Origin of the sequence: Dehalobacter sp. (genome assembly GCF_030063005.1) — a bacterium.
GTDB classification, from domain to species: Bacteria; Bacillota; Desulfitobacteriia; order Desulfitobacteriales; family Syntrophobotulaceae; genus Dehalobacter; species Dehalobacter restrictus.
Window position 1 is genome coordinate 77,808 of the sequence record NZ_JAPDHR010000009.1, and the last position, 24,042, is coordinate 101,849.

19 protein-coding genes are annotated in these 24,042 nt (G+C 41.3%); 15 read left to right on the plus strand and 4 right to left on the minus strand.

Annotated features, from left to right (window positions below; genetic code table 11):
* Positions 1-102: 102 nt before the first annotated feature.
* From OKX56_RS02800 to OKX56_RS02850, 9 genes are all read left to right on the plus strand, one after another.
* On the plus strand, positions 103-2,178 hold the full coding sequence (locus OKX56_RS02800; RefSeq protein WP_021315120.1) for a type IA DNA topoisomerase: 2,076 nt from the start codon (positions 103-105) through the stop codon (positions 2,176-2,178).
* A gap of 59 nt (positions 2,179-2,237) precedes the next feature.
* On the plus strand, positions 2,238-4,841 hold the full coding sequence (locus OKX56_RS02805; protein ID WP_021315110.1) for a YodL domain-containing protein: 2,604 nt from the start codon (positions 2,238-2,240) through the stop codon (positions 4,839-4,841).
* 2 nt (positions 4,842-4,843) lie between these two features.
* A complete protein-coding gene (locus OKX56_RS02810) occupies positions 4,844-5,074 on the plus strand; it encodes a transposon-transfer assisting family protein (RefSeq protein WP_021315123.1) in 231 nt (76 codons plus the stop codon).
* A 2-nt stretch (positions 5,075-5,076) separates the two neighbouring features.
* Positions 5,077-12,069: a helicase-like domain-containing protein gene (locus OKX56_RS02825; protein WP_021315116.1), complete on the plus strand. Its 6,993-nt coding sequence runs from the start codon at positions 5,077-5,079 to the stop codon at positions 12,067-12,069.
* The gene (locus OKX56_RS02830) at positions 12,069-12,404 is read left to right on the plus strand and encodes a plasmid mobilization protein (RefSeq protein ID WP_021315124.1); all 336 of its coding nucleotides are present in this window, start codon (positions 12,069-12,071) and stop codon (positions 12,402-12,404) included. Before OKX56_RS02825 ends, OKX56_RS02830 begins: the two co-directional genes overlap by 1 nt.
* On the plus strand, positions 12,373-12,756 hold the full coding sequence (locus OKX56_RS02835; RefSeq protein WP_052152852.1) for a CD1845 family protein: 384 nt from the start codon (positions 12,373-12,375) through the stop codon (positions 12,754-12,756). Before OKX56_RS02830 ends, OKX56_RS02835 begins: the two co-directional genes overlap by 32 nt.
* An 82-nt stretch (positions 12,757-12,838) precedes the next feature.
* Positions 12,839-14,239 carry a relaxase/mobilization nuclease domain-containing protein gene (locus OKX56_RS02840; protein ID WP_034377799.1) on the plus strand — a complete coding sequence of 467 codons (1,401 nt, stop codon included), beginning with the start codon at positions 12,839-12,841 and terminating at the stop codon, positions 14,237-14,239.
* A gap of 337 nt (positions 14,240-14,576) precedes the next feature.
* On the plus strand, positions 14,577-14,801 hold the full coding sequence (locus OKX56_RS02845) for a helix-turn-helix domain-containing protein (protein ID WP_021315105.1): 225 nt from the start codon (positions 14,577-14,579) through the stop codon (positions 14,799-14,801).
* 387 nt (positions 14,802-15,188) lie between these two features.
* The gene (locus OKX56_RS02850) at positions 15,189-15,614 is read left to right on the plus strand and encodes an RNA polymerase sigma factor (protein WP_021315102.1); all 426 of its coding nucleotides are present in this window, start codon (positions 15,189-15,191) and stop codon (positions 15,612-15,614) included.
* 409 nt (positions 15,615-16,023) lie between these two features.
* On the opposite strand, the gene OKX56_RS02855 is transcribed toward OKX56_RS02850, so the two are convergent.
* The 4 genes from OKX56_RS02855 to OKX56_RS02870 form a co-directional block, all read right to left on the minus strand.
* Positions 16,024-17,424, minus strand: a complete 1,401-nt coding sequence (locus OKX56_RS02855) for a PIN-like domain-containing protein (RefSeq protein WP_021315097.1) — start codon at positions 17,422-17,424, stop codon at positions 16,024-16,026.
* Between the two features lie 341 nt (positions 17,425-17,765).
* Complete coding sequence (locus OKX56_RS02860) at positions 17,766-17,927, minus strand: hypothetical protein (RefSeq protein WP_207636814.1); 162 nt, start codon at positions 17,925-17,927, stop codon at positions 17,766-17,768.
* Between the two features lie 207 nt (positions 17,928-18,134).
* A complete protein-coding gene (locus OKX56_RS02865; protein ID WP_021315119.1) occupies positions 18,135-18,299 on the minus strand; it encodes a hypothetical protein in 165 nt (54 codons plus the stop codon).
* A gap of 3 nt (positions 18,300-18,302) precedes the next feature.
* Positions 18,303-19,487, minus strand: coding sequence for an ATP-binding protein (locus OKX56_RS02870; RefSeq protein ID WP_021315117.1), 1,185 nt, complete (start codon positions 19,485-19,487; stop codon positions 18,303-18,305).
* 260 nt (positions 19,488-19,747) lie between these two features.
* Between OKX56_RS02870 and OKX56_RS02875 the strand changes: the two genes are divergently transcribed.
* The 6 genes from OKX56_RS02875 to OKX56_RS02900 all read left to right on the plus strand — a co-directional run bounded on the left by OKX56_RS02875 (position 19,748) and on the right by OKX56_RS02900 (position 23,887).
* Positions 19,748-21,019, plus strand: a complete 1,272-nt coding sequence (locus OKX56_RS02875; protein WP_015045058.1) for an IS1380 family transposase — start codon at positions 19,748-19,750, stop codon at positions 21,017-21,019.
* 326 nt (positions 21,020-21,345) lie between these two features.
* Positions 21,346-21,561, plus strand: a complete 216-nt coding sequence (locus OKX56_RS02880) for a hypothetical protein (protein WP_021315111.1) — start codon at positions 21,346-21,348, stop codon at positions 21,559-21,561.
* A gap of 29 nt (positions 21,562-21,590) precedes the next feature.
* Positions 21,591-22,262 (plus strand): haloacid dehalogenase type II, encoded by a 672-nt coding sequence (locus OKX56_RS02885; protein WP_015045059.1) that lies wholly within the window; start codon positions 21,591-21,593, stop codon positions 22,260-22,262.
* Between the two features lie 81 nt (positions 22,263-22,343).
* Positions 22,344-22,517 carry a hypothetical protein gene (locus OKX56_RS02890; RefSeq protein WP_015045060.1) on the plus strand — a complete coding sequence of 58 codons (174 nt, stop codon included), beginning with the start codon at positions 22,344-22,346 and terminating at the stop codon, positions 22,515-22,517.
* A 129-nt stretch (positions 22,518-22,646) separates the two neighbouring features.
* On the plus strand, positions 22,647-23,309 hold the full coding sequence (locus tag OKX56_RS02895) for a DsbA family oxidoreductase (protein ID WP_015045061.1): 663 nt from the start codon (positions 22,647-22,649) through the stop codon (positions 23,307-23,309).
* A gap of 191 nt (positions 23,310-23,500) precedes the next feature.
* Entirely contained in the window at positions 23,501-23,887 is a 387-nt protein-coding gene (locus OKX56_RS02900) for a pyridoxamine 5'-phosphate oxidase family protein (RefSeq protein WP_015045062.1), read from the plus strand.
* Positions 23,888-24,042 lie beyond the last annotated feature (155 nt).

Sequence of the window (24,042 nt, forward strand, 5' to 3'; positions counted from 1 at the left end):
TGCCCCTACTGCCCCTACTACTGTAAAGCATCCAAAAAAAGAGGATAAGTCACAGCACTACCGTGGCATTATATTCCTCCAAAAGGAAAGGAAAACAGGCGAATGAATTTAGTTATAGCAGAAAAGCCATCAGTAGCACAAAGCATTGCTGCTGTTGTCGGCGCAAACAAAAGACAAGACGGATATATGGAGGGCGGCGGCTTTATCGTATCGTGGTGCGTAGGACATTTGGTTGAGCTTGCCACCGCCGATACCTATGAAAAGCGCTACGCAAAGTGGGAATATGCCGATTTACCTATCCTTCCCGAAAACTGGCAATTCAGCATTTCTAAGGGCAAGGAAAAACAGATGAAAGTATTGAAAGACCTGGTAAATCGAAAGGATGTAACAGTTATCACATCCGCTACCGATGCAGGGCGTGAAGGCGAGCTGATTTTTCGATTGGTGTACGAAAAAATCAGCTGCAAAAAACCAGTAAAACGCTTGTGGATTTCTTCTATGGAGGAAATGGCCATTGAGGAGGGCTTTCAGAACCTGCGTGACAGTAAAGATTACGATAATCTTTACCACTCTGCTCTTTGCAGGGCGAAAGCCGATTGGATCGTGGGCATCAATGCCACAAGACTGTTTTCCGTTCTCTATGGGCAAACCTTAAACGTGGGTAGAGTCATGTCACCCACCCTTGCCATGATTGTGGAGCGTGAAGCATCTATCTCAGTATTTAAGTCGGAGCCGTTTTACACGGTACAACTTGATTGTGGCGGTTTCACGCTCTCCAGCGAAAAGCTCCAAGATATTCAGGCGGCAAAAACTTTGTGCAAAACCTGTGATGGTCAGAGCATTACCCTTTATAGTGTGGAAACCAAAGAAAAATCCGAAAATCCACCCAAACTCTATGACCTTACCACCCTGCAAAGAGAAGCAAATAGGCAGCTCGGCTTTACCGCTGAACAGACCCTTTCCTACACTCAAAGCCTCTATGAGAAAAAGCTCGTAACCTACCCCCGTACGGATAGCCGATACCTGACTTCGGATATGTCAGCAAACACCCCTGCTGTGGTAAAAGCCGCCGCAGGCTTTTTTATGCCCCAAAACATAAAACTTTCTATTTCTCTGGAGCAAGTGACTGATAACAGCAAGGTATCCGACCACCATGCCATTATCCCCACGATGAACCTGCAATGCTGTGACATTGCTTCCTTGCCCTTTGGGGAACGTGAAGTTTTACAGCTCATTGCCCTGCGTTTGGTGTGTGCTGTGGGCGAGAGCTGCCGTTATGGAGAAACCATTGTAAAGGCGAATGCAGGCGGTGCAGAATTTACTGCCAAGGGCAAAACTATCCTTGCAGACGGCTTTCGTGGCATTGAAAAGCTCTACCTTACCATGAAAAAAGAAAAGCCGCAGGAAGATAAAGAAAAAGCCCTTCCGAAAATCGACCAGGGCGATAGTTTTACCTCAAAAGCAGCTGTAAAGGAGGGAAAGACCAGTCCACCAAAACATTTTACGGATGATACCATTCTTGCCGCTATGGAAAATGCCAACAACGCACTGGAGGACACTGACCGTAAGGGTATTGGCACCCCTGCCACTCGTGCAGGGATTTTAGAAAAGCTCATTAAAACCGAATTATTGGAGCGTAAAGGCGTTAAAAAGGTGAAGTACCTTTTGCCTACTACAAAGGGGATTTCTCTGATTACTGTATTGCCAGAAACGATCCAATCTCCACAGCTTACTGCCGAATGGGAGGAAAAGCTAAAGCTGATTGAGCATGGGGATCTCTCTCCCGTCAGCTTTCTACAAGAGATTTCTGAAATGACCGTGAGTCTTGTCAAAATCTATGAGGTAATCAAGGGGGCTGATGTCCTATTCCCGTCCACTCAGGAAATTTTAGGCAAATGTCCTCGCTGTGGCAATGATGTAGTTGAAAATAAGAAAGGCTTTTGTTGCCTGAACAAGACCTGCGGCTTTGCCCTTTGGAAAGATAACAAGTTTTTTACCGCAAAGAAAAAAAGCCTTACCAAATCCGTTGCAACAGAGCTACTGAAAAACGGCAAAGTAAAGCTCACAGGCTGTTATTCAGAAAAGACAGGTAAGACCTATGATGCGGTTGTTTCGCTTGATGATACAGGCGATAAATATGTGAATTTCACGATGGAGTTTGAGGTGAAGAAGAAATAAGGCCTAAGCGCTATGCCAATTCCCCCCTCATTTTGAAAAACCGAAAGGAGTAATGCCCTATGGCAGACAACAATACAACAAAAGAACGCTTGAAAGAGATTACTGACAGCATAGAGACTGGTATCAATGAGCTGTTTGAAAGCGACAGATACATGCAATACCTTCGTACCATGTCACGATTTCATAGCTATTCCCTTAACAACACCCTGCTCATTGCTATGCAAAAACCCGATGCCACCCTTGTGGCAGGCTTCAACAAGTGGCGTGACCAGTTTTCCCGCCATGTGAAAAAAGGTGAACGTGGCATAAAAATCATTGCCCCTACCCCCTATAAGATGAAAAAGGAGCAGGAAAAGGTTGATCCTGTAACCCATGCCCCGATGCTTGATGAACACGGCAAAGTACAGATCGAAGAAGTTGAAATCAAGATACCAATGTTTAAGGTGGTTTCCGTATTTGATCTCTCCCAAACCGAGGGTGAGCCATTACCTGCTCTCGCAGCTGACCTGACAGGTGATGTCAGTCAGTACAAAATATTTATGGAGGCTTTGAAACGTTCCTCCCCTGTTCCCATCGCCTTTGAACACATGGAAGCAGGAAAAGATGGCTATTTCAGTAGCCGTGAACAGCGAATTGCTCTGCGTGAGGGCATGAGCGAGGTTCGGACCGTGTCGGCGGCGATACATGAGATTGCCCATTCTAAGCTGCATAATTATGAAAAAGAAAAACAAGCTGTCAAAGAGGATGAAGCCGCACCACCTCCCATACCTAAAGACCGTCGCACCGAGGAAGTCGAAGCAGAAAGTATTGCCTTCGCTGTATGTACCTACTACGGTATCAAAACCGACGACAATAGTTTTGGATATATCGCCTCGTGGAGTATGGGAAAAGAGCTTTCCGAGCTGCGTTCTTCCCTTGAACTTATCAACAAAACATCCTCTGCCCTCATTGGGGATATTGACCGTCATTTTCTCGAACTCGCCAAGGAACAAGACTTGGAGCAAGCTCCCGAACACTTAGCCTATCAGGTAGGCGAGCTATATTTCTCCATTCAGGAAACTGAGGGCGGTTATGATTTTTCCATTTATGATAAGGACTATAACCTCCTTGACGGTGGTGTCTACGACAATCCCGACATTACCATCTATGAGGCAATCGAACAGATTGTTGAAGATGACCCCATCAGTGGCATATCGGCTCTTGCAGACCGAGAAAATGCGACCTCCATTGACTATGACGAGTTGACCGCCAAAGCGGATCAGGTTTGGCAAGAAAGCATGAGAGCAACGGAAAAACCGACTATTTCTCAAAACAGCACCAATATTGAGGTGAATGGGCATACCGGTACTTGGTATGTTATTGATACTACCGAAATAACCGGAACGGAATACTTTCTCCTTGAGCATGAGGAGCACGGCGATGAGGCGGCAAGTGTAATTATAAATGCTAAGGGCGAGCTTGTTTTAGATGATGTTTGGAATGGATTTAATGATTTGGAGGAACATCTTGATAGTCTTGAAGTTGTGGTTGATACTGCAAAAGACCCCTTACCGGAGCCACCTTCCGAGGAACACAGCTATCCTATGCCCGACTCCTGTGTTAGTATTGCAGACCGCAATTCTTACGGCTACTTAGATGATGAAATGCTCCCTCTCTCCCAAGAACGGGCTGCCGAGCTGTTCGAACAGGACTTAACCGTGTATCTGCTTTATGAGGACAATACCGAGGCAATGGCTTTTGAGCGTGAGGACATTGACAATCACAGCGGATTATTTGGGATAGAAAAAGCCGACTGGTCTGCCCTCCAGGACTATGAGGAAATGAAAGGCGATGGCAAACTCTCTCCCGAAATACGAGAACAGCTCTTTATAAAAGGCACCTATGATGCCTTTGCCATTTATCAGCTAAAAGGTGGCGAAGAACTCCGGGATTATCGTTTTGAAGGACTGGAGCGTTTACAAAATGCCGGACTTGAAGCAGAGCATGAAAACTATGACTTTATCTATTCCGCATCCCTTACTGATTTTAATGGCAATGTAAACAGCATCTTGAACCAGATTTATGAACAGTTCAATATTAATCATCCAAACGGATTTACAGGACATTCCCTATCCGTCAGCGACATCATTGCCTTAAAGATAAACGATGTTGTATCCTCTCATTATGTAGATAGCTTTGGCTTTCAGGAACTGCCTCAATTTTTAGAGCCTTCCCCCCTTGTTCCGGATAATTACCTAACCGGAGATCGGATTGATACACCACGGGGAAGTTTTTCCTTGGCCTCCATGACAAAAGAACAGATGGAAGCAGCCGGGTATGGTTTTCACCATGCTTCTGATAATGGCAACTATCATATCATGGGAAACGGGACTCGTGCATTTGCCATTAGAAATGAGGCTAATCCCCTTCGTACTGCCGAAATGTCAACTGAGCAGAACTACAATCAGATTGACGATGTCTTAAACAATCAACCAACTGTGGCAGGGCTTGAGGCGACCGTAAAAGCAGGTGGTACTATCTCCCTTTTAGACCTTGCCACGGCTGTGCAGGCAGAAAAGCAGGACAAACGGACTTCCGTAGTGGAACAGCTAAAGTCCAAGCCATCACAAGAGAAAGAAAAACCAAAAAAGGCACCCTCTATAGGTGCGGAAATGGAGCGATGATTATGAGTAAATTTACCGTAGAAGAAACCAATTTGATGTGCATTTACAACATAGGCTCAAGGGCTGACCTATTGTCCGAGCTTTCTGAAATGCAAAAACACCTTGAGGCAGATGAAACCGAACTGCTTGACCTGACCAAGACGGTTATGGATAAGCTGTCAACCATGAATGACACAGAGTTTGAGAGCCTTTCAGCAGAACTTATCCCCGATTTCGAGGAACAGGAGGAATAAAAATGCCAACAAAAGCACAAGCCTTTGCACAACTTGCAGAGGATACCGCCACCCACCTAACAAGTAGCCTCACCAACTGGACTGGCTTTCTTACTACCGTAGGGCGGCTGTATAAATACCCTTACCATGAACAACTTATGATTCACGCACAAAGACCCGATGCAACGGCTTGTGCCGATTATGAGCTTTGGAATGACAAGATGAACCGATTTGTCCGCCGTGGCTCAACGGGCATTGCCTTACTCGATGCCACAGGTGATACTCCAAAACTGAAATATGTGTTTGACGTTTCCGATACGGGCGGCCGAGAAAATTCGCGCCGCCCTTTCCTCTGGCAAATGACGGAGCATCACATCGAGCCGCTTTTAGAAATGCTCACAGACAAATTTGATGTAACAGGAAATCCCCTAGTCGAAGGATTTGACATCATTGCACGAAATCTTTCGAGGGAGTATTATGACAATCACAGGGAGGATATTCGTTACCTCACAGAAAACAGCTTTTTAGCGGAATATGACGAGGACAACCTTCGATCCGCCTTTGTGGATGCCGTCACCGTTAGCACAGCTTACACCCTGATGAAACGGTGCGGACTGGATACCGAAAAATATTTCAGCCATGAGGACTTTCTCCCCATTTTCGATTTCAATACCGCTGATGCTGTTTGCCTTTTGGGTACGGCTGTCAGCGAGCAATCAGAGCAAGTTTTCAGGCAGATTGCCATAACCATTACAAAAACGGAACGTGAAAGGAGCGATAAACATGAACAGCATCACCTATCAGAAGAACGGGGAATATCAGATACCCAACCTGAGCATAACCTCACCGGAGAAATCCTTGGGCAAATACGGGAGGATGCGGAAAACCTACCTTCAGGAACATCGGACAGCCTTATTCAATTCCATGCTCCTGAGCGAGAAACTTTATCCACACCTGCTGGAGATAGATCAGACAGCGAACAGGCGACTCACTCAGATAATGACCGACTTGCAGAAAACGCAGACCCCACCCGACAAGATGACGCAGCAGATGGAATGGGTAGGCTACATGAACAGCCTGAAAGCGCAGGCGGAGGAAATGATACTGACGGAGCTTATATACAGCTAAATCTTTTCCCCACTGAACAAGAACAAATACAGCGTATAGCAGAGAGCGAAATGCCCTCTGCTTTTTCCTTGCCCTTGGTAGAGATAGAACACGAACTTTTTCGTGGTACAGGCACGCAGGATGGAAAATTCCGTGTCCATCAGCTCTATCAATCCATGCCTGATAGCAAAACTGCCATTAATTTTCTGAAACTGGAATATGGATTTTATGGACATAGCCACACCTTTACAGATGGTACAAGCGGATTTATTGATTATCAGCCATCGAAAGGCATGGTCATTCAAAACTACACCGCCAAAAAGGATATCACTTTGAAATGGGCAGATGTAGAAAAACATCTTCGTGCTTTGGTTGCAGCTGACCGCTATTTAACCACCGAAGAAAAAAACGAGTTTGTGAGCCGTGAAAGATCCTCCGCCGGACTGGATACCACCTTCCATGAGCATGAATCGTCACAGTCACCACAGTCTCCACAGCCTGCACCCATAGCACAAGAAATCGCACAGGCAGACATTGACGCCGCTTTGCTGGCTTGGAATGGCAATACAGAGAGCAAGCGAAATGTAGTGTCGTATATGCAAGACCACAGCCGTGAGCGTGGCACAGCCGAATGGCTTAAAGATGAGTATGACGGCAATTCCTCAACATTTTCCGTTACCCAAGGTGATATGTCGGTAGAGCTGCCTTGGGTAAAGGTGCAGCGGCGTATAGCGCAACTCATTGCCGAGGATAATTTTCTGACCATAGCAGATCCGTCCCCTATCCCATACAGCAAAGGCGATACTGTTTATTTAGAAAATAATACAGTCTTTATCATTGAGAAAATCGGGCAGCATGACATTACCCTGCGTGATCCGTCACTGTTCTACCCCATCCTGAGAGCCGAAAGCCGAGAGAACTTTTTGCAGCTTTTGGAGCGATACCCACAGCCTGAAGCAGCACAGGAAAAAGGCGAAAACTTCCGCATTACCGATGAGCATTTAGGAGAAGGTGGCAAGCGTGAGAAGTTTCAGCGTAACCTCGCCGCTATCATCACCCTGCAAAGCATTGAAAAGGAAAAACGCCATGCCGCCAAAGCAGAACAGGAAACCTTGTCAAAGTACATCGGTTGGGGCGGATTGCCGGAGGTGTTTGACAAGGACAACAACAGCTATGCAGGCGAGTTTGCACAACTTAAATCCGTATTGTCAGAAGATGAGTACGAAATGGCAAGAGCCTCCACATTAAACGCTCATTACACCAGTCCTACGGTTATCAAGGCAATCTATGACACCGTAGAGCGCATGGGATTTACCACAGGCAATATTTTAGAGCCTGCTTGTGGCACAGGCAATTTCTTTGGCTTGCTTCCTGACAGCATGACAGATTCACGGCTTTATGGCGTAGAGCTTGACAGCATCACAGGAAGAATTGCAAAACAGCTCTATCCCGATGCCAATATCGCTATCACAGGCTTTGAAAAAGCCGAGTTCCCCGACAATTTTTTTGACCTTGCCATCGGCAACGTACCTTTCGGTAATTACAGGCTCAGTGAAAAACGATATGACAACCAAGGCTTTCTCATTCATGACCACTTTTTCGCTAAGGCGCTGGATAAAGTACGCCCTGGCGGTGTGGTCGCTTTTATTACCTCCAAAGGTACAATGGATAAGCAATCTTCCGAAGTCAGGCGGTATCTTGCTCAGAGAGCCGAGTTTTTAGGGGCAGTCAGGCTCCCGAATAATGCTTTCTTGAAAAATGCAGGCACAGAAGTCACAAGTGATATCTTATTTCTACAAAAGCGTGACAGACCGATTGATGTGGATCGGGATTGGATTTACCTTGATACCAACGAAAATGATATTACCCTAAACAGATACTTTGCCGAGCATCCTGAAATGATACTCGGTACTATGGAGATGAAAAGCGGTCAGTTCGGCATGGAAAGCACTTGCACACCTGTTCCTAATGCCGACCTTGCTGCGCTGTTAAAGACAGCTATGGCAAACATTGATGGAAATATCCCTGAAGCAGAGCTGCCCGATTTGGAGGTAGCCACTGCAACCACCCTGCCTGCTGACCCAACGGTAAAAAACTTTTCTTATACCCTTGTTGATGGCGAGGTCTACTACCGTGAAAATAGCCGCATGGTGCGTCCCGAACTTAACCAAACTGCCAAAGAACGCATTGTAGGATTGGTGAATCTCAGGGAATGTGTCAATGATCTTATCCGTTATCAGCTTGAGGATTATGGTGATGATACGATAAAACAGGAACAGTCGCGCCTAAACCACCTCTATGAAAGCTTTACCTCAAAATATGGGCTGATTAACAGCCGTGGCAACAGCCTTGCCTTTTCAGAGGACAATTCTTACTATCTCCTATGCTCTCTTGAAGATGTAGACGAAAACGGCAACCTGAAATCCAAAGCCGATATGTTCACCAAACGCACCATCAAAAAACGTGCTGACATAACTTCTGTGGATACTGCAAGTGAGGCTTTGGCGGTATCCATCGGAGAAAAGGCGGCAGTTGACATGGCATACATGGCAAAACTCACAGGTTTGCCGGAAGAACAGCTTTCTCAGGAATTGACGGGTGTTGTCTTTCTCCTGCCTGATTTTCAGAATGAGGATAAACCCACCTATGTGACTGCCGATGAATATCTCTCTGGGAATGTCCGTGAAAAGCTCCGCACTGCAAAACTGGCAGCAAGGCTATCGGATATTTACAGTTCAAACGTATCCGCATTGGAGGCGGCACAGCCAAAAGACCTTGAGGCATCGGAAATAGATGTCCGTCTTGGTGCAACATGGATTGACAAAGGCTATATTGAGCAGTTCATGTATGAGCTGTTTGATACCCCTTGGCGGCATCAAGGCGATATTGAAGTGAAATATGCCCCTTTTACTGCCGAATGGAACATCACCAATAAAAACAGTATCGGCTATAACAACGTGGCTGCTTATGTAACTTACGGCACGGACAGAGCAAATGCCTACCGCATTTTAGAGGACACCTTAAACCTTCGTGATATTCGTATCTACGACACGGTAACCGATCCTGACGGAAAGGAACGGCGAGTTCTCAATAAAGATGCCACCACCCTGGCGCAGCAAAAACAGCAGACCATCAAAGACGCCTTTCGGGAATGGATTTTCAAAGATGCAGACAGGCGGCAAACCCTTGTCAGGGAGTACAACGAGAAATTCAATTCTATTCGACCACGTGAATATGACGGTCAGCACATTAAGTTTAGCGGTATCAATCCAGAAATCGCCCTACGACCTCATCAGGTAAACGCCATTGCTCATATTCTTTATGGCAACAATACCTTGCTTGCTCATGAAGTAGGTGCAGGCAAGACTTTTGAAATGGTAGCCGCCACAATGGAAAGTAAACGGCTGGGATTATGCCAAAAGCCACTCTTTGCCGTCCCCAATCACTTGACTGAACAATGGGCAAGCGAATTTCTGAGGTTATATCCTGCTGCCAATATCTTGGTAGCTACGAAGAAAGACTTTGAATCGAGAAACCGTAAAAAGTTCTGTGCGAGGATTGCAACGGGAGAATACGATGCAGTCATCATTGGCCACAGCCAATTTGAGCGTATCCCCATGTCCATAGAGCGGCAGGAGCGCTTACTCCATGAACAGATCGATGAAATCATTGATGGCATTGAGGAAATCAAGGCAAGCGGTGGCGAGCGTTTCACAGTCAAACAGCTTGAACGCACAAAAAAAGGGCTGGAGGAACGGCTAAAAAAATTAGAGGCTCAAGAGCGCAAGGATGATGTCGTGACCTTTGAACAGCTTGGTGTTGACAGGCTCTATGTTGACGAAGCACACAGCTACAAGAATCTGTTTCTCTATACCAAAATGCGAAACGTGGCAGGACTATCCACCTCCGATGCACAAAAATCCAGTGATATGTTTCTCAAATGCCGCTATATGGATGAGCTAACGGGCGGCAAAGGCATTGTTTTTGCCACCGGCACGCCGGTATCCAATTCCATGACGGAGCTTTATACCATGCAGCGATATTTGCAGTACGGCACTTTACAAAAAAACGGGCTTAACCACTTTGATTGTTGGGCAAGCACCTTTGGCGAAACGGTAACGGCCATAGAGCTTGCTCCCGAAGGCACCGGATACCGTGCAAGAACACGCTTTTCCAAGTTCTTTAATCTGCCGGAGCTGATGGCGATGTTCAAAGAAGTGGCGGATATTAAAACCGCTGACCAGTTAGATTTACCAACCCCAAAAGTGATTTATGAAACAGTTGCAGTAAAACCTACGGAGATTCAATCAGATATGGTTAAGGATCTATCAAAGCGAGCTGCCGAAGTCCATGCAAATAAAGTTGACCCTTCCATCGACAATATGCTCAAAATCACCTCTGACGGTCGAAAACTTGGGCTAGATCAACGCATTATTAACCCACTCCTCCCCGATGATAAAGCAAGCAAAGTCAATGCCTGTGTAAATAACATCTACCGCATTTGGCAAGAAGGTTCTGCGGATAAGCTGACACAGCTTGTTTTTTGCGACATCTCTACTCCAAAGGGGAGAATCATGTCACCGGACGAGCGAGCGGCAAAGGCAGGATCACAAACCATTAACGGTGTTGAGCTTGCAGCACTTGAGGACAGTCTTCCGGATAGTGTGACTGAACCTCTTGCTGTTTTTAATGTTTATGATGATATTCGTAACAAACTGGTGGAAATGGGAATGCCCAAACAACAGGTAGCCTTTATCCATGAGGCAAATACCGAAGTGCGTAAAAAAGAGCTGTTTGCAAAGGTACGCAGTGGCGATGTCCGTGTATTGCTTGGCAGTACCGCTAAATGTGGCGCAGGCACGAATATCCAAGACCGCCTTGTCGCTCTCCACGACCTTGACTGCCCGTGGCGTCCGGGAGATTTAACCCAGCGTTCAGGCAGAATTGAGCGGCAAGGCAACCTTAATGAAGAAGTCGGGATCTATCGCTATGTAACCGAAGCAACCTTTGATGCATACCTCTGGCAAACCGTAGAAAACAAGCAGAAATTCATCTCGCAGATCATGACCTCCAAAAGTCCCGTCCGTTCCTGCGAGGATGTAGACGAGGCAGCTCTCTCTTATGCGGAAATCAAGGCTCTGTGTGCAGGCAACCCCAAAATCAAGGAAAAGATGGATTTAGATATTGATGTGGCAAGGCTCAAGTTATTAAAGGCAAACCACCAAAGCAGCCAGTATCGCCTTGAAGATAATTTACTGAAATACTTTCCTGAGAACATAGAAAGAAATAAAGGCTACATTAAAGGCTTTGAGCAGGATTTACAGACCCTTAAAGGGCATACCCTCAAAGATGGCGAATTTCTGCCGATGGTTATTAAGAGCGATGCCTTAACTGATAAGGACAACGCAGGCGCAGCACTTTTAGAAGCCTGCAAAGAAGTAAAAGGCAGTGAATCCGTGGAAATCGGCAGTTACCGTGGCTTTTCCATGCATCTATCCTTTGACAGCTTTAACAGGGAGTTTCAACTCTCCCTAAAGGGAGCAATGAGCCATCCTGCTAAGCTCGGTACGGATTCCAGGGGCAATCTTACTCGTATAGACAACGTTCTTGCTGCTATGCCTGAACGCTTAAAAGCAGTGACAGATCAGCTCGAAAATCTCTACAATCAACAAGCGGCTGCAAAAGCAGAGCTTGGCAAGCCTTTCCTACAAGAACAAGAGCTTAAGGAGAAAACTGTAAGGCTCTCTACCCTCGATGCCGAGCTTAATATGGACGCAGGCGGTCATTCCCCTTCTAGTGATGCTCTTTGCAAAAAAGACCGCCCTTCTATCTTAGACAGCTTAAAGCAGCATCCAAGAGCAGGGAAGGAGCAAAAGGTAAAACACGAGAAGCAAATGGAGGCGCGATAATGGCAAAACGAGTACGAAATATTCAACTCCACTTTATGGTGAGCGAACAGGAACGCAGTTTTATAACAGAAAAAATGGAACAGCTCGGCACAAAAAATTTAGGAGCCTATCTTCGCAAGATGGCGGTGGACGGCTATGTCATACAGCTTGATTTATCCGATATACGAGAGCTGGTAAGTCTCCTTCGCCGCACCAGTAACAGCTTAAATCAGCTTACAAAGCGAGTGCATGAAACAGGCAATATTTACAGCGATGACATTGAGGAATTACGAAAAAGCTATGACAAACTTTGGGATACGGCAGATGAAATACTCTGCCGCCTTTCTGCCATTTGAAATCCACATCATAGACATACAGAAAAAGGTTTGGTACGCTTATCCCAAAGAAATGGAGGTCGTTCTTATGAGAATACTACTTAAAATATTGTTGTTTCCTATAACACTTATGGTATCTATCATTTTACTTGTGTGCCAGTTTTTCTGCGTATTCAGCTCGATGCTGCTTTCAATTTTAGCCTTTTTCTTGTTTGCTCTGGGCTTTGCTGCAATGGTATTCTTGGGCGAAATGGAAGAAGGATTAAAAGCAATGTTCATTGCCTACCTCATCAGTCCCTATGGAATCCCCATGCTCGCCGCATGGCTCCTTGGTACGATGGGCGGGATAAATGAGCGCCTCAAATCTATTTAATACCATGCAGGTATCAAATAAATAGTTTAGCACTTAGATTTCCATTTCTAAGTGCTATTTTTCATAAAAAGGAGGTGTTATCCTGGCTACCACACGTTTAATTTCCATGCACCAAAACAAAGGCAAATCCATTGCAGATTGCCTTGCTGATCGTACTGATTATGCGAAAAACCCAAGCAAGACAAACGATGGGGAATTCATCAGCTCTTATGAGTGCGACCCCAAAACCATACAGGGTGAATTTCTCCTTTCAAAAAGGCAGTATTCTGATATTACAGGCAGGCAGCAAGAGAATGATGTGATAGCTTATCAGATACGTCAGTCCTTTAAGCCGGGAGAAATATCACCGGATCTTGCAAACAAAATCGGCTATGAATTGGGCATGAGTTTTACCAAAGGAAACCATGCTTTTATTGTTGCAACCCACATTGACAAAGCCCATATTCACAATCATATTATTTTTAATTCCACTTCCTTGGACTGCACAAAAAAGTTCAGGGATTTTTTAGGCTCTGGAAAAGCAGTCCGCAAAATATCTGATCGCCTTTGTCTCGAAAACAGACTGTCTATTATCGAAAATCCAAAGCGTGGGAAAAGCCATTATGGCAAGTGGTTAGGTGATAAGAAACAACTTTCCTACTCTGAAAGACTGCGTCAAATTATTGACGAAATCCTTGCAAAAAAGCCTGTGGACTTCACAGTGTTCTTAGAAGAAATAAAACAATCAGGTTATGAAATTAAACAAGGCAGCCATCTGTCCTTCAAGGGAGAGAATCAAAAGAAATTCATTCGCCTGCGTTCTCTCGGTAATGATTATTCGGAAGAAGAAATCAAGTCGGTTATCAGTGGCGAGAAATCTCAAACTAATAAAAAGCACCCCAGCCAAAAGCCACAGCCTCGTGTTAATTTACTTGTAGATATACAGGCAAAATTGCAAGCCGGCAAGGGTACAGGCTATGAGCAGTGGGCAAAAATCTTCAACCTCAAGCAAATGGCACATACTATCAACTTTTTAACGGAAAACAAGCTTCTTGCCTATGAGGATTTAGAGGGAAAATCGCAGACTGCCACTAGCAATTTCAATCAGCTCTCTTCAGAAATCAAGACTGCGGAAAAGCGCATGGCAGAGATCGCCATACTCAAAGCTCATATCATCAATTACGCAAAAACCCGTGATGTTTATACTGCCTACCGTAAGGCAGGCTACTCCAAAAAATTCTATGAAGAGCACACTTCCGACCTGCTTTTACACAAGGCAGCTAAAGCGACTTTCGATGAACTTGGGATGAAAAAGCTACCAACGATTAAAGATTTACAAGCGGAGTATGCTGAGCTACTTGCCAAAAAGAAAAAAGCCTATGGATCATACCACAATGCAAAAAAAGAAATGCAGGAAGTGTTGACTGCGAAGGCTAATATTGATCGACTTTTACAAAGTGAAATGCCTGAAAAAGAGAAAGTAAAACCACTGGAACAGAGATAACCCATCCTATGGTTTTCAGCTCCCAAAGGGAGCGTAGCCACACAATTTATTGTGTGTTTAGTGGGGATTGGGGAGAGTCCCCAACAAGCAAAATCGCAAGGTGTGTACCACCTTGCCCTGCTTGCCACGAATGTTTCAAAGAAAACAAACAGTACCCTCTCTCATATTCCTTTGATTTTATCAAACAATATGCATTTATCTCAAAAACGTGTGATTTTCTTTACCTATTTGTTATAAAATCTTGTAAATCTATGAGATTTGATCTATAATGTAATTGTTATTATAATGCTTATTACAATGCTTGCAAAGCGAAGTCGGCGATAAATGAGGGATAGATATGAATATTAGTTATAAGAAATTATGGATTGAGCTTATTACGCGAGATATTAAGAAAAGTGATTTGAGAAAATTAACCGGACTATCGGCAGGAACAATCACAAAGCTGAATAAAAATGAGCCTGTTTCTATTGCCGTATTGCTATCAATTTGTGAAGTTTTACACTGTGACATTGGCGATATTTGCTCAGCAATTCCAACTGGCAGTATTGCAGAAGATAAATAAAACATTCAATAGAAACGGAGTGAAAAACATGGAGAGCAATGTGTTAATGAAAGAGGTCAGTAACACAATGAGCTATATCACTTGTAAACATCATACCTATGGTTCTAAATGGAGTTTACTCAAACAAAACATATAGCCGAATTCCGCACTTCCATGGAAAACGTCATATACCAAAAAATAAAGACACCATAACTCATAGGAGGGTTATGGTGTCTTTTTGCCCTAAATTTAAGGTGAAATTGTTTATTGTGCTTTACGCATCGAACCATTCTGGCTCGGTGCGTTTTTTTATTCTTCAGATTTATAGGTTTTTCAGATTAAAATCCGGGCGATCTCCGCCCACTGTCCTTTCAATCAGATTTTTAAAAATTGAAAGGATGGTCAAATATGATAACCATAAACCTAAAGGAAATTTACCCTTATTACTTCACAGAAGATAAATTGATTGACGTGCCGGAAGAGTTGGCACAAGTATTTAAAGAATACGCTAAGGCAGAGGAAACCTATGAACGAACAAAGCGTCGCTATAAAGCTACGTACTCCCTTGACCGTGAAGATGGTATTGAACGGGATATTCTTTTCGTTTCCCTCTCTCCTGATGAGCTTTACGAACGCAAGTTGACGCAAGAACAGCTCCATGCAGCAATAGCATCATTGCCCGACAAGCAAGCAAAGCGAATCTATGCCCATTTCTTCTTAGGCATGAGCAAAACCGCAATCGCACGGGCTGAAGGAGTTAGTAAAGTATCAGTTGCTGAATCTATTGAAAGAGGATTATGTTCAATTGAAAAGTTTTTGAAAAAATTTCTCTAATCACAAGGTTAGCGTCACCGAAATCAATGAAATATCACATGTGTAAGGTAATAATCCTAGGAGAGGCTTAATGCCCCCCTAGGATTTTTTCGCTTTATGAATTTCTGCTCTGTTAAAAATGGATAACGGATGGTAGCTTTTATACAATTGAACGTGATCCACAGAATGAATCAGTCATTTTAGGATGTGATAGAAATGGTGGCAATCCCACGTATGGATTTTAACTAGCAACAGAGGACTAAGAATTATTTAAGATAAAGGCTCACATTGTAGACTCAATTGAGCCGGAAAGAAGGAGAATGACACCAAAGAAAGACTTGCTCCTTGACGAATGGGTGTCGATTCGAACGACCGTCAGAATCCGCCCAGAGCTGCCAGAAGTCTAACGACAGATGACGTTAAAAATGTCTTATCTGTCCCTAAACATATCTTCATCGAACGAAACATCAATTGAGAACTCATCATGATCAATTGCGAGAATTTCGATGTCTTCAAAGTAGTTTATTGTAATTTTGCAAGCGTCTCGCTCACTTATATTTGTGTCGGTTATGTCTACCAACAAATCCAGATTCAAAGAAAATTGCATTGTTGCATGTACACTACCCGAATGGCTAACATCTCTTTGTACATATTCAGATATTGAAGCGTCGAATTCTATTTCAACAACCGCTGCAATAGTCAATGTATCCCAATCATTATCTTGAATCAGTTCGCATGCACGCACTTGTATGCGAGTAATTTCTACATCATCAATTGAATCAACCGAACCACCAAATATACTGATTTCTGTCAAACAATCTGTTAGCTCGTTTCCATAACCATTGTTCTCCATGTACTCATTAACCATGATTTCAACAATATTATGTTTTGAGTTCTGAATGTATGCATGCACTTGCTTACTAAACTTAGCTCTATTTGTTATTTCCGATACAGATCCAGCAAGCATGTTGAACTTCCCCCCAAAATGATGCAGAAACTCGTCAAAATCTATCATAATTAGTTTGGAACCCTCTGAAGTTCCATTACTGAATTCTTCTTTTAGAACTTGTGGTATCTTTTTTATTCCACTCAAATCCCACCAGTCTGACTTCCTTTCATTCTCAACAAATATCAAAGTAACTTTTTGGTTTTGAGTTTTTCTAATAATTTCCTTCCAAATGATTAAGTCGCCATACTTTCTTAGCAAAAATTGTTGCTCTGACTCCACGTTATCTTTCTTCTTCTCATCAGAAAAACCCGGAGACATTTTATATTTATATCGTCGTTCCCCTTCTTCATATATTCCAAGAAGCTCCATTATTAAGAAGCCGCTGTCTCCACGTTGTTGATTAAGGTTCTCAATTAAACCGGCAATTATGTCATTCTCTTTTTCAACACACGCAATTTCCTCTTTGTAGCTATCATACAGGCTATCAAGTTCTGATTTTGATTTTTTTATCGTTTCGCTGAGTTCATCCTGAAGATGCTTTTGTAATTCAATCGCATCTGCAAATCCCTTATTCTTATGTTTGTTAAATTCGGCGTTTATTTTATTTGAAGAATCTGATATCAGTCTGCAGACTTCAGCTTTGATGTTTTGATAACGGTATAATGCTTCATCACGGCTTTTCGTTACATGCCTATTAAATTCTATGTAAACCTGATAAGGTAGCCAAAAGGAGCCCATGTTTTCGTTGAAGCACTCAATAATATTTTCTATTGATGCAGGTGGGTATGTGTATAGATCAAGCCAAACATTTGAATCCATTATTATCAAGATGTCTTCAATCTCATAATTTTCAAGCTCTTCATCTGAGTATAGGTATGCCATGTTTTTTCTCCTTATCGTGTTCCCGTTTTGAACAAAACTATCATAACAATTTCACCCAACGTTCCGCATTTCCGACGCCCTTGAGCCAGACAGGAGAAGAATGACCCCAAAGAGGGACTTGCTCCCCGACGAAGGGGTGTGGATTCGGGCCACCGTCCAAATCTGCACCAAAGCAGCCCGAAGCCCTTGCATCAGATGCCGTGTTAGCTGAAGTTTTACACGCCTTTAAATAGCCAGTTAGTCTGGTTTAAGGATTTCTTTAATAGCTCGATAATGCTATCTAATCTTGATTTGATTTCTTTGTCAATAAAACTATACTTATCACGGAGCTTTTTCAAATCTCAAATCGGCACAGCAATACTTTCGATACTTGTATATAATTGTTCAAGCGCCAAATAATTATCCACATCATATACTGCAAGCGATTCAAGGTCTGAATTTGACCATAGAGCAAATTCGACCGTTACCATTCCATCTTTATCTCGTTGATATTCTGGCTTCATTAATTTTCGTTCTAATGCTTCTAATCTGCGAAATTCGTTAAGCATATTTGAAAAGATATTTTCTCTATTAAGTAAAGAAGTTTAATAATTATTTAGCTGTTTTTTCCTGTCATGAATATTTTTCAAATTGAACGCTTTGACTTCTCCAAAAAAGTAATCAATTTGTTTTCTATGCTCATCAATATCCTTTAACAACATTTCTACTTTTTAAAATTCTTTCAGTTCTTCTAAAAGTGATTTCTCTTTCAATGTATTAATTTGCGCTTTAAGGTCTTCGACATGTCCAGCATCATAGACGCTATTAATTTCAATATCGCTCAACCAGCTTTGTAATTGATTGATTTCACTAGATTGTTCTTTCGGTTTGATCAAGAATCAACATGGTTCATATACAAGTTCTTCAACTGGATTTTCATTAGTAAACATCGTTGTATACCACTTTTCAGAAATCCTCGCATTATGGCTATCCGTCGGTGGATTTGCTCTTTCAAATTTTGCAAGCGTTGGCAAATTGATTGCTGTCCCAAATATAAGCGCATTCCCTGTTTGCAAATAAGTAAGTCGATTAATGATTCCCTCACTAATGTAAGGTACCATTCTGGAAATATAACTCAAATCATCTGGATTCTGTACCCGGTGAATAATGAAGTTGCTGCATTGTGAAACTACTGTCTTCGATAACTCACTCGGACGCTGTGAGGAAATTCCAAGAAGCAGGCCGTATTTTCTTCCTTCTTTAGCAACTCTTTCAAATATATTGTAATTAAGAGCGCCAGAATGGTTTTCACTTCGCACAAATCGATGAGCTTCTTCAATAATCAGATTAACTGGCATATCAGCTTTTTTATTCATTTTCTTTAGATGATCAAAAAAGAGTTTCGTAATGACCTTCACCACAACTTCGCTTGAAGAGTCATCTAAACTACTAATATCAATATTTACAATTTGATTCGTACCAAGAATACTTTCAACATAATCATCTATCCTTGAAAAACTCGTTTTAGTCAATATTCTACCCTGATCACTATCTATTAGCGCCTGTAAACGTGTTGAAAGAGTAGCTGTATATTCTTGAATCCGTTGAGAACTTATACTCCCCTCATAAAGTATAGCAAAATCAACCGCATTTTTGAATTGAACAATGTCATATACCACATTGTTCGAACGTGTGATACGCTCATTAACATCATTCAAAAGAAAGTCTTCACAAAAAACTTGGAGACCTTCGATATCAGTAAATTGTCCATAACTTACGTTCAAGAGACTTCTAACTTTTTTGCCTGTTGCCTCGATATTTCTATCTAATTTAATTTCATCAGTTCCAAATGTGGTAATTATAGTTTTGATTTTATCACTGCTTGATGGCGATGATTCTGAGCTGTTCAAAATACCGATAATAGTCGAAGCAACTATATGATTTTTAAGAATATTGTCGGTGTTTTCCGGATCATAAAATATTCTGGCAATATCTATTGCTCTCTTTATGATAGGAATTTGAGTTTTTTCCGATGCATGCAACAGCACTGCCCAATCATCAGCACTTAAAGCCCATACTGGCAATTCAAGACAATTGCCTTCTGTACATTCTGAATCTGCCGTTAGGCAATTAACGCGGATATCGGGATTGATAGTACCTAGATTCTACGTGCAATCTACTCATATAACCCTTTAAGCAAGTATTTATAATCGTTAAGCCAAAACCATTCTTTCACCCAATGGGTGAAAGAAAATTGCAGCAAATTAACATCTATTTGTATGTTTTTTGTCTTGTTTGATGGGTAAAAATGTAACAAATAGAGGTGTTGTGAAGGAGATGGCTTATGATAAATAAAATCGAGTTTAAGGCTAAAAATCTTACCTCAAATGCAGGACTTTTTCTGATGCTAGAGAACACTAAAAATAACGGCATTTTTGAGATGATTGAAAATGACCTCACTTTTGAAAGCGCTTCTGTAAACAAGATTAAAATGAATCATGTTAAAACCATGCTCTCTGGTCATTTTATAGGCATAGATAAGCTCGAACGTTTAAAACTTTTAAAGAATGATCCCCTTGTTCGTGAATTCGATATTTCTGTTAAAGAGCCTGAAACCGTGTCGCGTTTTTTAAGCAACTTCAGCTTCAAAACGACGCAAATGTTCAGAGAAATCAACTTCAAAGTGTTTAAAAAGCTACTTTCTAAAAGTGGATTGACATCCATCACTATTGATATCGATAGCAGTGTCATTAATGTAGAAGGCCACCAAGAAGGCGCTACTAAAGGTTACAATCCTAAAAAGCTGGGCAATCGATGCTACAATGTCCAGTTTGCCTTTTGTGATGAACTCAAAGCCTATGTCACTGGTTTTGTTAGAAGTGGTAATGCATACACCGCAAATGGTGCTGCTGAACTGATTAAAGAGATTGTTGCCACTCTTAAAGCTCAAAACTTGGAAATCTTTTTCCGTATGGATAGTGGCTACTTCGATGAAGAAATCATTGAAACAATCGAGTCTCTTGGTTGCAAATACTTAATTAAAGCTAAAGCTTATGCAACACTTGTCTCCCAAGTGACCGCTTCCTCTGCTGTGTTTCTTAAAGGTATAGACGGCAGAGAAACCGCTGAGCTGCTTATAAAATTGGATAAGTGGAAGAAAAAAAGAAGATTTGTCGTGTCTCGCGTTCTGAAACCCGAAAAAGAAAGAGCTCAGTTAAGCCTGTTAGAAGGTTCAGAGTACGACTATTTTTTCTTTGTCACCAATACAGACCTAGAGTCAGAAGCGGTGGTTCTCTCCTATGAAAAGCGTGGCAATGCTGAAAACTATATCAAAGAAGCAAAATACGACATGTCAGTAGGCCACTTGCTTTTGAAATCATTCTGGGCAAATGAAGCAGTATTCCAAATGATGATGCTTTCATACAATCTGTTTTTACTCTTCAAATTTGACTACTTGGATGTGTCTGAATATAGGCAGCAGATAAAGACATTTCGCTTGAAATACGTTTTTCTTGCGGCCAAAATTATCAAAACAGCTAGGTCTGTGATTATGAAGCTCTCAAGCAAATATCCTTATCAAGAGGTGTATAAAAAATGTATCTGCTTAGAGTCGTAACGATTGATAAATTGGCGCTTGAATCGCTTGAATGAATCGAGTGGTTTATTAATTGAACCTAGAATTGTGATATTTGCAACTTAATTGAGAATAATGGGTATATCTTATTCAAATGTGTTGAGGAAGGGGTGTGAATAATGTTAAAATGTAGGAGTAACTACTTGAATTCTTCGTAGGTTCAGCGAAAATATCGATTTTTAATGGTTTTCGTAAAACAACGTGGAATTTAGGTAGTAATCAAGTCATTGGGATTATTTGGGTTTGGTGTAGCCTTTATCTTTATGCAGTCGACAATTATTGCCACAGCACAGGAGAAATTACCTCATATGAAGGGTACAGCAATGGCTCTTGCAGCATTCAACATGTTTTTAGGAGCAGGTGTCGGTACGTCAATCAATGGTTGGGTAATGGAAACAATTAACACAACGATTATCTTTAATATTGCATCATATTTATTTTTAATAGTTGGTATACTAGCAGCAATATTTGTTTCACAATTTGAAGCACAAAAAAAGAAGTCCTATGCAAGTGAAACTTTATAATCAAATTATTTAGATGGGAGATGTAAAAAATGATTAAAGCAGTTTTTTTCGATATGAATGAAACGTTACTTAATCTGGAACCCCTTAAAACGCATTTTGATAAGCATTTTAAAGATGAGTATGTCCTAAAGTATTGGTTTACAAAGTTGCTTCAGACGTCTCTGGTAATGGCTAGCATGAACGCGTATAAGAATTTTGGAGAACTAGCAGGTGTCGTGTTAGAAAGTGTGTTCCATGAAGGTGGAAAATCCTTATCAGAAGATGAAAAAGCAAGTATATTGAATACTTTTAGAAGTATGCCAGCTTTTGAAGATGTCCCTGAAGCGCTGAAGATGCTTAAAGATAATAATTTAAAAGTTATTGCAGTATCCAATTCATCACTAACGATGATGGAAGAACAGCTGACAAATGCAGGGATTATCAAATATTTTGATGGGTATTATTCAGTAGATGCAGTAGCCCGCTACAAACCCTTTGAAGATATATATAAATTCGTAGCAAATGAAGAACTATTGGATGTCTCTGAAGTCGTAATGGTGGCTTCTCATGATTGGGATTTGTTTGGTGCTAAAAGTGCTGGGTTGAAAACAGCTTATATCAAGCGTAAAGACGTCATTTATAATCCGTTTTATTCGGACCCTGATATAGATGATGACCATATGGTTAAATTAGCTGAAAAAATTGTAAGGTTAAAAGACTAAATGAGATATAACTCTATTGAGAGATGAAATAACAAGCAAGAAAGATATGTATTAAACATAGTGAATAACAAGGAAGATACCATGAGTTTAAATCGTGAATTAGCAAAGTTAAAGGAAGAAAATTTAAAGAAAGTATCAAAGGAATTATCAGATGTATTAGTAAAAGATGTTGAAATTCAGGCAAAGAGAGGTACTACAAAGAATGCTTTAAAAACAGGTTATAAAATTCAAGCGTTTGAGTTACAAAATGCGTAGGAAGAATGATTCATTCAGATGAATTACTTTCTAAACTAAAGGTTCATAGATTATCAGTTTTTATAGAGGCGATTGATGTCTTTATTGCAATATAATAGATAAAATAATGTTCATAAAGGGGAGATAACATTGAAAATAGAAATTTGGTCAGATTATGTATGTCCATTTTGTTATATTGGTGAAAGAAAGCTTGGACAAGCGCTTGAACAATTAAAGATGACAGATGACGTTGAGATTATATTTAAATCTTTCGAATTAGATCCTAATGCGCAAAAACAATATGAGGGAGACATTCATCAATTGATGGCAAAGAAATACGGCATAAGTATTGAACGTGCAATTGAAACCAATAACAACATTGTTAGAAGTGCAAGAGAAGTAGGGTTGGTGTTTAACTTTGATGACTTAAAACGGACAAATACATTTGATGCCCACCGTTTATCTTATTATGCAAAAGAAAAGGGTAGATTAAGTGCATTTACTGAAGCTGTCATGAGAAGCTATTTTATTGAAGCTTTAGATATCTCCAATCTAGAAACACTGTTAGACCTTGCGGTTGAAGTGGGGTTAGATAGAGAGAAAGCAAAAGGCATTCTAACTTCGTCGGCTTATAGTCAAGAAGTAAGGACAGCTGAACAGAATGCTCATTCAAAAGGAATCAATGGTGTGCCGTATTTCATCTTTGATGAAAAGGAAGTTATTTATGGTGCGCAACCAGTTGAAGCATTTGTAAATGTCATTGAAGCAGTTAAAAATAATGTGCCAACAACGATAAATGAAACAAATTTTTGATTTTTTATCGGAAGTAAAGAGAAAAATTTCTTTTTTAACAGATAAAACAAAAGGCTTTCAATTCATTAAGTCAGTATCAAAAATGATAGTACCTATTAAAAATAGATGTATTGACAAAAAAAGCTGTGAATGCTATAATCATATTGAGAATAAATAAAATATGTTGCATAAGACAAAAGGAGGATTTTTTTATGAAAGCAATAGTAGAATTTTTAAACAAGAGTAAGGTGTTTTATTTAGCTACAAATAGTGAAGGAGCACCTGATGTAAGACCAATGGGAATTGCAATTCCATATAATGACAAATTATACTTTGTAGCAGCTAAACCAATGAATGTATTTAAGCAATTAGAAGCAGATAATAAAGTATCTATTTCTGCTTATGACGGAGAGAAATTCTTAAGACTTTACGGCACTGCAGTACTTGAAGACTCAGAAGAAACAGTAAACACATTCCTAGGGATGGACGAGAAAATCGCAACCATGTTCCCAGCGGATATTATGGCGCCGTTCTATTTAAAAGATGTAACAGCAAGTATTTGTTCATTTACAGAAGAACCAGAAGTATATAACTTCTAAATATCGTGCAGTACAGGTAGCCATGTTTAAGAGACCGTTTCAGATTTTGTGTAAACCTCCAGAGTAATGTAAGATAAGAGCATCACATGGAGGTTTTTTATTAATGGTAAAGAGGAGAATCAGTCCCGAGAGAAGAGAACAACGGAAAAAGTTAC

What these genes read in the sequence shown, in the direction of transcription:
- OKX56_RS02890 (WP_015045060.1), top strand. Translation starts at nt 22,344, where the DNA reads ATGAGTTTAAATCGTGAATTAGCAAAGTTAAAGGAAGAAAATTTAAAG.
- OKX56_RS02880 (WP_021315111.1), top strand. Translation starts at nt 21,346, where the DNA reads ATGAAGGGTACAGCAATGGCTCTTGCAGCATTCAACATGTTTTTAGGA.
- OKX56_RS02835 (WP_052152852.1), top strand. Translation starts at nt 12,373, where the DNA reads ATGAAATACTCTGCCGCCTTTCTGCCATTTGAAATCCACATCATAGAC.
- OKX56_RS02805 (WP_021315110.1), top strand. Translation starts at nt 2,238, where the DNA reads ATGGCAGACAACAATACAACAAAAGAACGCTTGAAAGAGATTACTGAC.
- OKX56_RS02825 (WP_021315116.1), top strand. Translation starts at nt 5,077, where the DNA reads ATGCCAACAAAAGCACAAGCCTTTGCACAACTTGCAGAGGATACCGCC.
- OKX56_RS02855 (WP_021315097.1), bottom strand. Translation starts at nt 17,424, where the DNA reads ATGGCATACCTATACTCAGATGAAGAGCTTGAAAATTATGAGATTGAA.
- OKX56_RS02885 (WP_015045059.1), top strand. Translation starts at nt 21,591, where the DNA reads ATGATTAAAGCAGTTTTTTTCGATATGAATGAAACGTTACTTAATCTG.
- OKX56_RS02830 (WP_021315124.1), top strand. Translation starts at nt 12,069, where the DNA reads ATGGCAAAACGAGTACGAAATATTCAACTCCACTTTATGGTGAGCGAA.
- OKX56_RS02800 (WP_021315120.1), top strand. Translation starts at nt 103, where the DNA reads ATGAATTTAGTTATAGCAGAAAAGCCATCAGTAGCACAAAGCATTGCT.
- OKX56_RS02875 (WP_015045058.1), top strand. Translation starts at nt 19,748, where the DNA reads ATGATAAATAAAATCGAGTTTAAGGCTAAAAATCTTACCTCAAATGCA.
- OKX56_RS02850 (WP_021315102.1), top strand. Translation starts at nt 15,189, where the DNA reads ATGATAACCATAAACCTAAAGGAAATTTACCCTTATTACTTCACAGAA.
- OKX56_RS02860 (WP_207636814.1), bottom strand. Translation starts at nt 17,927, where the DNA reads ATGAAGCCAGAATATCAACGAGATAAAGATGGAATGGTAACGGTCGAA.
- OKX56_RS02810 (WP_021315123.1), top strand. Translation starts at nt 4,844, where the DNA reads ATGAGTAAATTTACCGTAGAAGAAACCAATTTGATGTGCATTTACAAC.
- OKX56_RS02845 (WP_021315105.1), top strand. Translation starts at nt 14,577, where the DNA reads ATGAATATTAGTTATAAGAAATTATGGATTGAGCTTATTACGCGAGAT.
- OKX56_RS02900 (WP_015045062.1), top strand. Translation starts at nt 23,501, where the DNA reads ATGAAAGCAATAGTAGAATTTTTAAACAAGAGTAAGGTGTTTTATTTA.